The organism is Brevibacillus choshinensis, assembly GCF_016811915.1.
Taxonomy (GTDB): Bacteria; Bacillota; Bacilli; order Brevibacillales; family Brevibacillaceae; genus Brevibacillus; species Brevibacillus choshinensis_A.
In genome coordinates this window covers 4,583,936-4,596,988 of sequence record NZ_CP069127.1, presented here as the reverse complement: position 1 = coordinate 4,596,988, position 13,053 = coordinate 4,583,936, and the positions used below count along the sequence as shown (strand labels likewise).

At 52.4% G+C, this 13,053-nt stretch carries 14 protein-coding genes, 1 tRNA gene and 1 riboswitch; of the genes, 13 read left to right on the top strand and 2 right to left on the bottom strand.

Annotation, left to right across the window (positions count from 1 at the left end; translation table 11 throughout):
- The first annotated feature begins 72 nt into the window (after positions 1-72).
- The 9 genes from JNE38_RS23085 to JNE38_RS23045 all read left to right on the top strand — a co-directional run bounded on the left by JNE38_RS23085 (position 73) and on the right by JNE38_RS23045 (position 9,358).
- Positions 73-1,368 carry a copper resistance CopC/CopD family protein gene (locus tag JNE38_RS23085; RefSeq protein WP_203357703.1) on the top strand — a complete coding sequence of 432 codons (1,296 nt, stop codon included), beginning with the start codon at positions 73-75 and terminating at the stop codon, positions 1,366-1,368.
- A gap of 12 nt (positions 1,369-1,380) precedes the next feature.
- Positions 1,381-2,001: a YcnI family copper-binding membrane protein gene (locus JNE38_RS23080; protein WP_203353459.1), complete on the top strand. Its 621-nt coding sequence runs from the start codon at positions 1,381-1,383 to the stop codon at positions 1,999-2,001.
- A 376-nt stretch (positions 2,002-2,377) separates the two neighbouring features.
- On the top strand, positions 2,378-3,619 hold the full coding sequence (locus tag JNE38_RS23075) for an MFS transporter (protein WP_203353458.1): 1,242 nt from the start codon (positions 2,378-2,380) through the stop codon (positions 3,617-3,619).
- Between the two features lie 149 nt (positions 3,620-3,768).
- Positions 3,769-3,990: a WYL domain-containing protein gene (locus JNE38_RS23070; protein ID WP_203353457.1), complete on the top strand. Its 222-nt coding sequence runs from the start codon at positions 3,769-3,771 to the stop codon at positions 3,988-3,990.
- Between the two features lie 112 nt (positions 3,991-4,102).
- Entirely contained in the window at positions 4,103-4,354 is a 252-nt protein-coding gene (locus JNE38_RS23065) for a hypothetical protein (protein WP_203353456.1), read from the top strand.
- Positions 4,355-4,599: 245 nt separating this feature from the next.
- Positions 4,600-5,682 carry a ribosome small subunit-dependent GTPase A gene (rsgA, locus tag JNE38_RS23060; RefSeq protein WP_203353455.1) on the top strand — a complete coding sequence of 361 codons (1,083 nt, stop codon included), beginning with the start codon at positions 4,600-4,602 and terminating at the stop codon, positions 5,680-5,682.
- A gap of 109 nt (positions 5,683-5,791) precedes the next feature.
- Positions 5,792-5,893, top strand: a riboswitch (purine riboswitch).
- Between the two features lie 226 nt (positions 5,894-6,119).
- Positions 6,120-6,719, top strand: coding sequence for a xanthine phosphoribosyltransferase (locus JNE38_RS23055; protein WP_203353454.1), 600 nt, complete (start codon positions 6,120-6,122; stop codon positions 6,717-6,719).
- Positions 6,720-6,743: 24 nt separating this feature from the next.
- Positions 6,744-8,051 carry a nucleobase:cation symporter-2 family protein gene (locus tag JNE38_RS23050; RefSeq protein WP_203353453.1) on the top strand — a complete coding sequence of 436 codons (1,308 nt, stop codon included), beginning with the start codon at positions 6,744-6,746 and terminating at the stop codon, positions 8,049-8,051.
- 197 nt (positions 8,052-8,248) lie between these two features.
- Positions 8,249-9,358: a chymotrypsin family serine protease gene (locus tag JNE38_RS23045; RefSeq protein ID WP_203357702.1), complete on the top strand. Its 1,110-nt coding sequence runs from the start codon at positions 8,249-8,251 to the stop codon at positions 9,356-9,358.
- Between the two features lie 11 nt (positions 9,359-9,369).
- On the opposite strand, the gene fosB is transcribed toward JNE38_RS23045, so the two are convergent.
- Both fosB and JNE38_RS23035 read right to left on the bottom strand, forming a co-directional pair.
- Positions 9,370-9,795 (bottom strand): metallothiol transferase FosB, encoded by a 426-nt coding sequence (gene fosB / locus JNE38_RS23040; RefSeq protein ID WP_203353452.1) that lies wholly within the window; start codon positions 9,793-9,795, stop codon positions 9,370-9,372.
- Between the two features lie 114 nt (positions 9,796-9,909).
- Positions 9,910-10,146 (bottom strand): hypothetical protein, encoded by a 237-nt coding sequence (locus JNE38_RS23035; RefSeq protein ID WP_203353451.1) that lies wholly within the window; start codon positions 10,144-10,146, stop codon positions 9,910-9,912.
- Between the two features lie 135 nt (positions 10,147-10,281).
- On the opposite strand from JNE38_RS23035, the gene JNE38_RS23030 reads away from it, so the two are divergent.
- From JNE38_RS23030 to JNE38_RS23015, 4 genes are all read left to right on the top strand, one after another.
- Positions 10,282-10,755, top strand: coding sequence for a hypothetical protein (locus tag JNE38_RS23030; RefSeq protein WP_203353450.1), 474 nt, complete (start codon positions 10,282-10,284; stop codon positions 10,753-10,755).
- A 183-nt stretch (positions 10,756-10,938) separates the two neighbouring features.
- Positions 10,939-12,078 (top strand): glucosidase family protein, encoded by a 1,140-nt coding sequence (locus tag JNE38_RS23025; RefSeq protein ID WP_203353449.1) that lies wholly within the window; start codon positions 10,939-10,941, stop codon positions 12,076-12,078.
- 117 nt (positions 12,079-12,195) lie between these two features.
- A tRNA-Leu gene (locus JNE38_RS23020) sits at positions 12,196-12,278 on the top strand.
- A gap of 115 nt (positions 12,279-12,393) precedes the next feature.
- A complete protein-coding gene (locus tag JNE38_RS23015) occupies positions 12,394-12,924 on the top strand; it encodes a type 1 glutamine amidotransferase domain-containing protein (RefSeq protein ID WP_203353448.1) in 531 nt (176 codons plus the stop codon).
- Positions 12,925-13,053: the final 129 nt, after the last annotated feature.

The window sequence follows — 13,053 nt, the reverse complement described above, 5'->3', positions numbered from 1 at the left end:
GCCATATGGACAGTGAATGAAGTTTGATAGGATAAAACATGTAGGAAGGCTAGGGAAGGGAACGGGACGGTGATGAGCTTGAAACGATATATGGCCGTGCTTTGGCTCGCCCTGTTCTTCGTGTTTGGTGCCATGGCAACGACGGTGCAGGCACATGCAGGACTGATGGGCAGCCAACCCAAAGACGGCGAGGTACTGCAGGCTAACCCGGGACAGATCTCCCTGCGTTTTACAGAAGCGCTGGAGCCTGATCTGGTAGCTATACATTTGTATGATTGGAACGGAGAAGAGGTTAGGCTGGAACCTCCCACCTTGCAGCCGGGTGACGCTTCCCAGATCAATGCGCAGCTTCCGGACTTGAAGGAAGGGACGTATGTAGCGATTGTCTCCGTTGTTTCAGAAGACGGACATCCCGTTGAAGAGCGCTTGACCTTTTCCATCGGGCACAAGAGCGCAGTGGTAGCAGATCCGACCGGGAAAAAGCCGGATAGCGGCTATCTCATCGTGTATCGCTACCTCACACAAGGCATTATTTTGCTTGGCGGAGGATTGTATTTGCTGGCATGGAGAGGACACCGATACGGTTTGCCTGCGTTTACCCAGCTGCTGGGGATCGGCAGACAGATCGGATGGGGGCTGGCGTTGGTCGGTTTGGTATTCCTCTGGTTCCTGTATGATGAAGCACTCACGGCAGCGTCTTTGACCGAAGCGCTGTGGCAAGGAAACTGGACTGTTCTGATGCAGTCGCCTTTTGCGGTGATGCTGATTGCGTCCTTTGCCTTGCTGATCTTGCTGGCCATTCCGAACATGATGACGGGCTGGTATGTGGTGCTGTGGGTGATGCTCGTTGGCATACAGGCGTTTGGAGGTCATGCATGGGGAATACAGCCCGTGTGGCTCTCGCTGACACTCAGACTGCTGCACGTCCTGACGGTATCGCTATGGATGGGTGCGCTGGTGTATTTACTGCTTACCCTCAGGCATGTGGAACGCGGAAATGAGCGGTTCAAGCCGTTCTTTTTGCGGACCGTTGCGATCGCCTCCGGGCTTGCCGTCTTGACGGGAATCGTGATGCTGTTTGTCCAGACGGACGCGATCAGCATTCTGCAAAGTCCCATGACGTGGAGCTATTTGTTATATGGCAAAGCTGCAGCCGTATGTGGCATGCTTGCCCTCGCTTGGAGGCAAACGACGCGTTGGCGCAAAGGCCACGGCTTGCGAGCCAATCTGCTGCGCTGGGAAATGCTCTTGGGCATTGCGGCGATCTTGGCTGGCCTGTGGATGAGCCAGACGAACTATCCGGCAAATACAACTGCAAATAAAATTGCAAATACAGAAAAAGCAGTGCTGATTCAGCACCAACATTAGGAGGTTTTTCAGATGAAAATCACAAAATGGATGAGCAGCGTATTGATGGCAGGAGCGATTTTGACCCTCGCATCTGCTGCACAAGCACACGTAAATGTCTATCCGAAAGAAACGACGACCGGTGCTTATGAGAAATACACGGTACGAGTTCCGGTAGAGAAAGATGTCAATACGACAAAGGTCAAGGTCGAGTTCCCGGCCCAAGTAAAAGTGAGCACGGTCCAACCCATTCCAGGCTGGAGCTACGAGTTTGAAAAAGACAAGGACGGACGTAACACGGCTTTGGTCTGGACTGCTACGGACGGCGGCATCAAGGCGCATGAATTTGTGGAATTCGCCTTTGTAGGCGCGAATCCGAAAGAAGCTGGCACGTTGTCCTGGAAAGCGTACCAGACCTATGCGGATGGAGAAGTAGTGGAATGGACGGGAGCTCCTGACTCTCAAACCCCTGCATCCGTGACCACCATCAAGGAAGGGGTAGGCGAGGCAGGTCATGATGCGGGGCAGCCAGTGAGTGCAGCACCTGCTCAGGAAGCGGCAGCTACGTCCGGTAGCAGCAACACTTTGCCGTTGGTCCTGTCTGGATTGGCCCTCTTGCTCGCGATCGTGAGCCTGTTCCGCAAAAAAGCGTAAGAAGGAATCGAAACCGTGCAGAACCTACGCTGCGCGGTTTTTTTGTTTCTTCCTTCAGGATCGAGAATAGAATGCTTGTTTCCGCCATTTCCTGTCCGCTGAAAGTCATTGGTCGTAAAAGGAAGGCTCTGGTCAAAAATTCCAAATTCATTATAATGAAACTAATTACTGTCGGAGGTGTATGAACCATGTTAGTATCCCAAATTGCTGCAACTCACTCACTGCCAAAAGATAAATTACGCGGTAGAAAGACGCGTCCGCTTTTGCAGCAATAGGTTTGGCGAAAAGACGGAGGAAGTAGCGTACGTCGAACAGACCGAAACCGGAACGAAAACGGAACGTGTCCATCTGCCGAAAAGGGCGGATCGTTGTTCCTATGAAAATGAATGCGACACAATTGTACTTGGTCATGCGCTTTATTACGTCACTTGCCAACTCGACGATGTTTACGACCTACGCCATTTTCTACATCGCTACCCTGGGGCTGTCTCCCTTGGAGCTGTTGATCGTGGGCACGGTATTGGAGCTCACTGTAGTCCTGTTTGAGGGAGTCACGGGTGTAGTGGCCGATACGTACAGCAGACGCTTGTCGATGATTATCGGCATGTTTGTCCTCGGCACCGGATTTGCCCTCCAAGGCATGGTTGGCCCCTTGCAGGAAATGCTTCCTACTCTGCCGGTTTTGGGATGGGTACTCTTGGCGCAGGTGTTTTTCGGTGTCGGGCACACCTTTGTCAGTGGTGCTGATACAGCATGGATCGCAGACGAGGTTGGGGAGAAAGGCTTGGGCAGTCTGTTTATTCGTGCCAAGAGGGCTTCGCTCATGGCCACGCTGGCTGGAATCGGGTTGAGCGTAGGCTTGTCTACGCTGGGGACACAGCTCCCTTACTTTGTCGGCGGCTTGATGTATGCCGCTCTCGGAGTTTTCCTGATCCTTTTCATGAAGGAGACGGGATTCGTCACGAGAGAGAGACAGAAGGATTCTACCCAGTGGCAGGAAATGAAAACGACGTGGCTGTCAGGTGTCAAAGTCGTGCGCTCCCAGCGGATCTTGCTGCTGATCCTGATCGTCACCTTGTTTAGCGGAGCTGCCTCGGAAGGATATGATCGACTGCGGGAAGCACATCTGATTGCCGATGTGGGCTTTCCGGGAACGGTTCCCTTCTCGATGGCTGTCTGGTTTGGGGTGATCGCGGCGCTCACTGCTTTTTTGGGCTTGATTGCGGTAAAGGTCACGGAAAAAAGGCTCGATGTAAACAACGAACGCACGGTCATGGTAGGGATGTTCGTCCTGACGAGCTTGCGGATTGTGCTGCTCCTGGCCTTTGCGCTGGCCCCGAGCTTCTGGTGGGCGCTTTGCTCCCTGCTGTTGATCGGCGTCCTCGATGCGATCAGCAGCCCGCTTTACGATACGTGGCTGAATCTCAACATCCCGAGCAGCGTACGGGCGACCGTGCTCTCCATGCTTAGCCAATCCAATGCGTTGGGACAGACGGCGGGGGGGCCCGTTGTCGGTTGGGTCGGAAGTCGGGTGTCCATTCGAGCCTCCCTGATCGTGGCGGCCGTGCTGTTATCCCCGATCGTCTACGTGTACGGTAAGGCCATGAGAAAGCAATAAGAACAACCAAAAGGCACGTGCTCACCAATGGGCATGTGTCTTTTTTTCTTGCATGCTTACGCTGTGTTCGCATAAAATAGGAACAAAAGTTGCGAACAAGTGTTCCTGGTGATAAAATGCTTCTAAGGATGAAATGGCGGTGACATCAGATGATGCGTGAACTGAACAGATATTGGGAAAGACAGCAAAGCATCGAGATGATTTACTTGGATAGAAACGGCGATACCAGCAGGAGAATCGTGCGCATTCTCGAGCTGGATGCTGCCGGGCAGAGGATGAAGGCATACTGTTACACGCGAGGTGCGTATCGCATTTTTGCCATCGCGAATATATTGGCAGTGGCTCCTATTCACGGCAGAACTGCCGGATAATCGACCAGTCTCACCCTAATATGACAGTCCGTTCCATGAGGATTACAAAAACGTGGTATACTGGGGTTGTACAACCGAGTTTCAAGGCATGGCCCAGAGGGGAGTGGAGCAGATGGAAATTTTCATTATCGTTATGGTCATGTTCATTGTCTTGATGATCGTTCTGGCAACAAACGCAAAAGGCGGACGCAGACGTTCCCACTCGTCGACTGACAGCAGCACTCCGTATTACATCGACAACGATCACAGGCGGGATGATTCTGACGGAGGCTGGGGACATGGCCACGGCCACGGTCATAGCCATGGTGACAGCGGTTCTGATGGCGGCGGGGGCAGCGACGGCGGTGGAGGCGGCGGCGACTAAGGCTGTTGCATCTGCGTCGTTTCGTGGTACAATAGTTGGGAAATAACGGTCAAACTGGATAAAACGGTTTGCAAAGAAGGAGAGATGTTTTATGGCAAACACAAAAACGGTAGAGATTGTAGCAATCGGGGTCACAGGAATCCTCCTTTCTGGCGAGAAGTAAAACCGTTCATGATGTGAGGATTCGACTGTGACTGGTTCTGGCATAGCGCCAATTACAAACCATTTGCAGGGGGAATCCGTTCGTGAATCAACAAGTACAACAAACCTTACAATCTTTGGGCTGGAATGAGGCATTTGCTACTCATTTCGCTCCATTTGCCGAACAAGGCTACAGTGTGGGACGCATCACACTGGAACATAAACGGATTTATCGCCTCTTGAGCGAGCATGGCGAGCTCTTGGGTGAAATTACGGGTAAGCTCAGGTACGAAGCGACTGGCCGCGAGGATTATCCAGCGGTGGGGGATTGGGTCGTGATCAGTCCGCGGGCAGAGGAAAAGAAAGCGACGATTCATGCTCTCTTGCCGCGCAAAAGCAAGTTTTCTCGAAAAGTGGCTGGCGATTCGGTGGAAGAGCAGATTGTCGCCGCCAATGTAGATACCGTCTTCTTGGTCAACGCTTTGAATAATGACTTTAACATTCGCAGGATGGAGCGCTATCTGATCCTCGCATGGGAAAGCGGTGCATCGCCAGTCATCGTACTGAGCAAAGCCGACTTGTGCGACGATGTGGATTCCAGACTTCGTGAAGTGGAGTCTGTGGCGATCGGCGTACCCATACACGTCGTCAGCTCGGAGCTAGGCGAAGGGCTGGAGCAGCTGGCACCTTATCTGGGAGAAGGCAAGACGATAGCCTTGATGGGCTCTTCCGGGGTCGGCAAATCGACCTTGATCAACAAGCTGAGTGGTTCGGACATGCAGCGGGTCAGTGAGGTCCGTGAAGGGGACGACCGCGGCCGGCATACGACGACGCACAGGGAGCTGTTCCTCTTGCCTAGCGGAGGCTTAATGATTGACACGCCTGGCATGCGCGAGCTGCAGCTCTGGGAAGCGGACGAAGGATTCCGCGGAGCCTTCGATGACATCGAGTCCATCGCAGAAGAGTGCCGATTTAACGATTGTCAGCATGTGCGGGAGCCAGGCTGCGCCGTTCAGGAAGCAATCGCTGATGGCATGTTGGAAAAAGCACGTTTTGACAGCTACCTCAAACTGCAAAGAGAGCTTGCTCATCTGGCGCGAAAGGAAGACGCGCGACTGCAGGCAGCTGAGAAGGACAAATGGAAAAAGATCAATGTACAAATGCGGCAGCGCAAGCCGAAGCGATAAAAGAGAGAGCCCTCGTAAATCGGGGGCTCTTTCCATCTTTTACAGCTATGCAGGCTTTCAAAAATTAACGCTTGCTCCTAAGCTGCCAGATATGATAGATTGTTCAATATCCAAAAAGCATATGCAGGCTCGTATAATTTTGGGAATAAGGCCCAACAGTTTCTACCGGGTGACCGTAAATCACCTGACTACGAGTGAGAGAACATCCGCGATCCAGCCTCTGTTTTTGGCGATCCTTTGCCATCAGGGCTGACTGGCGTTTGATGTTCGCGCGATTTATGAGCGTGCTGCACCTCAGGGAGAAACAAGCCCAGAGGGACAGATTTCACTTGGAGTTGGTATTTTCGATCGTACCAGCCCGTGAACTGTTCTCTCTGGGCTTCCTTTATTTTATTGGATTTATAAGGCTTTTTGCATTCCATGGAGGGGGAAAATAGATGAAAGAACTACAAGAGCGAATCGTCCGGGACGGGAAAGTGCTGTCTGCATCCGTATTGAAAGTGGACGCTTTTTTGAATCACCAGGTAGACCCGCAGCTGACGATGAAGATCGGTGAAAGATTTGCCGAGCTGTTCCGCGATCAGAACGTAACAAAAGTAGTGACGATCGAGGCGAGCGGCATTCATTTCGCATTGGCGGCTTCTTTTGCGTTAGGGGTGCCTTTTATCTACGCGAAAAAGAAGAAGGCGGTTACCCTGACCGAGGAAGTATATTCTGCGCCGGTTCACTCCTTTACTCGACAGGAGACTTATCAGATCAGCGTCTCCAAGCAGTATTTGCACGCTGATGACCGCGTGCTGATCGTTGATGACTTCCTGGCGACAGGCGCAGCGTTGGTTGGGCTCACGCAAATCATCAAGGACGCGGGGGCACACCTCGTCGGGATTGGCGCGGTGATTGAAAAAAGCTTCCAGGAGGGCCGCGGATTGCTGGAGAAAGAGGGAGTTCGCATCGAGTCACTCGCTCGCATCGAATCCATGTCTCCAGGCGAGATTCATTTTATTGAACCAGCTGCAACACACGCAACATCCAAATAAATAGAGGGAGAGAGAATAAAACGTATGTTATCCAAACAAAAAGTGGTAACACTGGGCTTGCAGCACGTTTTGGCCATGTACGCGGGAGCAGTCGTAGTGCCATTGATTATCGGGGGAGAGCTCCATTTGACCCCGGCGCAAATCGCCTACTTGATTGCTGCAGACTTGTTCACTTGCGGGATCGCAACGCTTTTGCAAGTATTGGGAACTCGCTACACAGGGATTCGTCTCCCCGTCGTCCTGGGCTGTACGTTTACGGCAGTAGGGCCGATCATTGCCATCGCTTCTACTAGTAACCTGGCAACGGCCTATGGCGCCATTATTATTTCAGGTATTTTCGTCGTTTTGGCGGCTCCTTTATTCGGCAAGCTGCTTCGTTTCTTCCCGACAGTCGTACAAGGCTCAGTGGTGACGATCATCGGTCTGTCCCTGATTCCTGTAGCGATGAACAACGCCGCTGGTGGCCAAGGAATGCCGGATTTCGGCGCGCCACACAATCTGCTTCTGGCTTTGGGAACACTCGTTATTATTCTTCTCATCAATCGTCTGTTTACTGGATTTATTCGTGCGATTTCGGTTTTGCTCGGTCTGATCGTCGGTACGGTAGCGGCTTATTTCATGGGGATGGTCAGCTTTGCCAATGTGGCGAGCGCTTCCTGGTTTAGCATCGTTGAGCCTTTTTACTTTGGTACGCCGCAATTCAGCATCGTTGCGATCATCACCATGATTCTGGTGAACATCATCAGCATGGCAGAGTCTACAGGCGTGTACTTTGCCCTCGGAAAAGTAACGAACAAAGAGATCAGCAAGCAAGATGTAGTGAAGGGTCTGCGCGGCGAAGGGGTAGCCATCATGTTGGGCGGTGTTTTCAACGCATTCCCGTACACAGCTTTCTCCCAAAACGTCGGTCTGGTGAGTCTGACTGGCATCAAAACGCGTGACGTCATGATCGGCGCTGGCGGTATTTTGGTCGTGCTGGGACTGCTGCCGAAGCTGGCTGCGCTGACCACCATCGTACCGAATGCGGTATTGGGCGGTGCGATGATCGCGATGTTTGGGATGGTTGTCGCGTCTGGCATCAACATCTTGTCCCAGGTAGACCTGCGTCAAAACGAAAATCTGCTGATCGCCGCTTGCAGTATTGCTGTAGGATTGGGCTCTGCGGCAGTGCCAACCATGTTTGATCAGTTGCCAACCATGGCAAAAATGCTGCTCCAAAATGGAATCGTGACAGGCTCCTTGACAGCTGTCATTTTGAATATCGTGTTGGTCCACACCAATAAGAACCTGCAGCATCCAGTGACGGAGGCTGCTGTGCAGGAAGCGTCCTAATCGCTAACCTGAGAGAGAACCGCTTGGCTCGTAAAAAGAGCCAGGCGGTTTTTTTGCTGGAAAAGTGCGAATGAGGTGGATGCAGGGTCGTGCAAGAGACAAAAAAGGCATTCAAGCTTGTGTCAGGGGTCCAATATACGTGGCCAAGTCCGACATACGATGGCAATGTGAAACCGATGGAGGAAGGAAGAGATTCGATGGCAACTTTTCGGGAAGCGTTGCGAGCCAAGCGTCAGCTGTTGAAAAAGTGGAGGAAGATGCCGGGCGTCGTCGGCATTGGGGTCGGCTATGTGAATGGGAAAAATAAAAAGGGCGGCGCCTGCATCGTGATGTACACGGTCGATGCCAGTGCAAAAGTGGCCAAACACTGCCCAAGAAGCGTCACCGTGAACAGGCACCTGTCCAAAGCAAACATATCAGTACCAGTGAGGACGATCGTGTCTGGCCGCTGCTGCTGTCACCCATTGGTACGTCCGGGTGCGGCAAGCGGAAGATACCGCCGTAGAATACGGCCAGTCATTGCGGGCTACAGCGTCGGATATCCGGGTATATCGGGGACCGCTGGACTGATTGTCTCCCAAGCAGCTCGGCGTGCCCGACGTTACTTGCTGAGTAACAATCATGTACTGAATCGAAACAATACGAGCGGCTATACGGAAACGATCCAGCCGGGAGGGGCAGATGGCGGTCGATCAGGTGTGAGTCGAATCGGCAGGCTCTACAGGTTTGTGCGATTACGAAAGAACGCGGTCAATTATATGGATGCTGCCATTTCCATCCCAACCAGAAGCAGTCTTCTCGCACCGCGCTACGCAACCGTAGGCAGGGTACGTGGGCATGTCCGGGGCTATGCGGTCGGCACTCGGTTGAAGAAAGTGGGACGGACGACAGGGCGTGTCAGCGGAACTGTCGAATCCATCCATACTGACATCGAGGTCGATTACGGCAGCCTTGGCGGACTAGGCACGATCCGCTTTCGCAACCAGACGGTGATCCGGGGCCAGACGGCTGTATCACTGGCTGGGGACTCCGGATCGGTATGGCTGACATCTGGCAACTATGCAGCAGCGGTAAATTTCGCGGGCTCTGAGGACGGCAGGCTGTCCATTTCTTTTCCTGTTCAGTGGGCGATGCAGGCTTTTGGGCTTCGCGTAGCCACAGCGACTGGAAAAATCTCCAGAACGCTGCAAACAGGTCGTCGCGGCCATCTGGGATATACGCAGCCGCTGACCCCAGCGCAGCTTCGGCGAGTCGTGACGAAAAAGGCAGCTGCCAGTCGGCGAACCGCCAAAAAAAGGGGGCGTTAGGTCGTTTTTATTTATTCAAAAAATGTCATATGATGCTTGTCCTGACGATAATAGGCAAGCCGATCCTCCAGTGTTCCCGTATGTAATTCAAACTTGTGACCGTCTGGATCCGTGAAGTACATGGACTTTTTGTCACGCGCGTCGCGTTCCCGTCCAGGCAGGATGTGGACATCATGTTTTTGCAGATGAGCAAGCCAGGCATCAAAATCAGCTTCTTCGATGGAAAAAGCGAGGTGGGTATAGGACAGATGGATCTCCTGACGGGGAATGTCCGATTCTTCATTCAAGGCGAGCCAATACCCGTTCAGGTCAAAATAGGCCAGCTTCCTGCCGCGGACGAGCGGTTTTGCACCCAGGACATCCTGATAAAAACGAAAAGACCTCTCCAAGTCAGAAACGGAAAACAAGAAATGATTGATGCCAGTCGGTTGTAGCATGAGCTTCCTCCCAAGAATAGAGCATGATTTACCTCAATTTTATAAAAGTTGCGATTGCTTTTCCAGAAATAAGAAAAAACAGGCGAATCCGTTCAGGGATTCGCCTGCTGACATTTACTTGGACTCTTTTTGCTGTTGCTGCTGCTGTGCTTGCTGGGTTTGAATGGTGGATTGCACTTGTGACACCATGGTTTGGGCTTGAGCGATCTCCTGGGAAGCTTGCTTGAGTGCCTCTTCAGCCAGTTGAGGGTTGGCGGCGGATTGCTCAATGGCTTGCGTGATCATCGACTTGGCAAGCGTGGTGGACGCCTCAGCTTTTTTCAGAGAATCCGTGTTGATTTGGGTAGGCATGTTTGTTCCTCCTTGGATCTTGAGAGTTCTGCACCACAGTAATTTGTCCGGTACGGAAACGAAATATGTACGCGTCCGAGAGCCCAACCGCATGCACCGCTGGTTGCATAAGCTTGTAAGAGGGAGGTATGCCGGATGAAAAAAATGTGGCTGCAAACCGTTCGTCAAGCAGAGCGAGCATTTTTTACCATCGTTCTCTCCGCCCAAAAACGGGTAGGAAACCGAGGCAGGCTGCTGCCTGAGCGATTTCGATCCGTCGCAAAAATTCGGCGGTTTCTGCAAAGAAGCATGACTCCTTGTCTGGCGAGCCGTGTGATCAAAAATCTGGATTTGCGACGGATCAATGGAAGGCTGGCTGTGCCTGTCGGGGATACCATTGGGGCACCCCCTATCGTCAAATCTCAAGTTCTGTCCCACTGCGGGTCAAACGTTACCTTGGCCGTCTGGTTTGCTTTTGACTCGAGCGATCGCTTTTTTCGGGTGTACCAATTGCGAAAAAAAGCGGACGGAAAATGGATCGTAGTCGGTCGCCATCCGCTCGACTATCCATTCAGTCTGCCTGGAAACGAGAGGACTCCGCTGATCGGTTGCTGTGCGCGTTGCCGATAAATGATAGTTTCTTCTTTGCCGTAAAAGGAGGTGGGAGATGAAGGCACTTCACATGCCAGGCTCTCCCTCTCAAACGAAAGGCTGGGATGGGACAAGTTTCATGATTGTAAACTAGGCAGGGTGGAAGTGTGGAATTGGCAGGGATAACTGGGGGAAACTAAAAACCCCGGAGGTGAACCTGCCATGCCTGTGCGGCGAATGGGAATATGGCTGCTGGTTTCTTTGTTCGTGTGGAATCTAGGCTCTGGCTATGCGGCAGCAGAAGCTGCCCGTGAAGACGCTCGACTCGTTCGCTTACAAAGAGCGGCCAGCTTTATTATACAGCTGCAAGATGAGCACGGTGCGATCGCGGAATCCGGCTATATCAATACGGACTCCAACATGCTCTACGCTTTGATGGGACTGATCAGCTCTTATGACCTCACCCGAGAACCCGCGTACTGGCGGGCTGTGGAGCGTGGGATGAACTGGCTGATGCGTGTGCAGACGCCTGATGGCGATTGGCATCTCTCCTATCGTCGAGTGGGGGATGGCTATATCCCCGCTGTTCCAGGGAGCTACCGGCAATTTGCTGCCATTCGCGGGATTGATACGACGATGGCTCTGTTCATTCATGTGGCGCGAGAGGTGGACAGAAGGACACACAGCTCCGAGCTTCGCTCACAAGTCCGCGCTGCTGCCAAGCGGGCTTACGCGTTTCTCATCGAGCACAACCTCGATCCCGATGACGGGCTTTACTGGAGCTCGTACCAGCTGAGAAAAGAAGAAAAAGCGCGATCGATCCATGATTATCATGTCTATAAGGTCAAATATGCGGCAGACAATGCCGAGACGTACGTCGGATTGCTAGCAGCAGCGGCGCTTTTTCCCCAGTCCTCTGCGGAAAGGCAGGCGCAGCGGCTAAAAGACAATTTTGAACGATTTTTTGATCCCCATAAAGGACTGTATGCCGTGATGCTGGATGGCACTGGCGAACAGTCTGCCTATCCTGCGTACGCGCGCTGGTTTGCCAATGGCTGGTCAGCCTGTCTTCTCCGGGATGCAGCCATGTTTGAAAAAACACTGGGGACCATGTCCAAACAAATCGGGAGAAACGGCGCCTTCAAGCAATGGGAGGGGACATACACGCTTTCGACCATTGCCTACTTGCTGGGAGAGCAGGCCTATTCCCGACTCCCGGCCATGAAGCGAACGGCGGAGCAATATTTATTTGCCATGCAACAAAGCAATGGAGGATTGGCAGATTCTGCGGAGGCGTCCAGTACCTACATTAATCTAGCAGGATTGTTTATTTTATACCTTTCCAGAGAACTGAAAGGCTAACTATGTCTTTGGTAAGAAAATCCGGTGTTGATTTCGGATGCACTTGCCTGTATATTATTTAAGTATTGAAGCACGTTGCGAAATTTGTCGAATGTGCTCGATTTCAGAAGTGGCTTTGCCGGTATGGCGGAATTGGCAGACGCGCGCGACTCAAAATCGTGAGGGAAACCGTGGGGGTTCAAGTCCCTCTACCGGCACCAGAAATTGTATACATAGTTTTTTTGCCTAAGGTGGGAAACAGCGTGAAAAACCTGTTTCTCACTTTTTCATTTTTCTGGACTGCCTGCTACAATGGAGAAAAAGGAGGCTGATCTGGTGAGACTTGCAGGGAAGCATATCGTCTGCTATGTGGAGCATGAGTTTGAAGACTTGGAGCTGTGGTATCCCGTCCTTCGCTTGAGGGAAGAAGGGGCGACTGTCGACCTCGTAGGCCCGGAAGCGAACCATACGTATACAGGTAAGTACGGCGTCCCGTGCCAATCCGACAAATCGATTCGCGACGTCAAAGCGGAAGATTACGATGGCGTACTGGTCCCGGGAGGATGGGCGCCTGACAAGCTTCGTCGCTATCCCGAGATTTTGTCTTTCATTCAGGAGATGGACCGGGCAAAGAAACCGATCGGCCATATCTGCCATGCAGGGTGGGTCCTGATTTCCGCGAAAATCCTCCAAGGTGTAAAGACGACGTCTACGCCGGGAATCCGCGACGACATCGAAAATGCTGGAGCGATCTGGGTAGATGAAGAAGTGGTCGTAGATGGGCACATTATCGGCTCGAGACGACCGCCAGACTTGCCTGCCTATGCCAAAGCGTTTGCGGATGCAGTGGCGCAGAATCATTCCTAGGAGATGCAGGCGGCTAGTTGGGTTTCCCTCCCTTTTTCCAGGGAGGGTCGCCCAAATCATGCAGCTTTCTGCTGATTAGGGTGAGGATGTAAGGGATTAGGAACGACAGGATTGCTCCTGCCAGCGTCA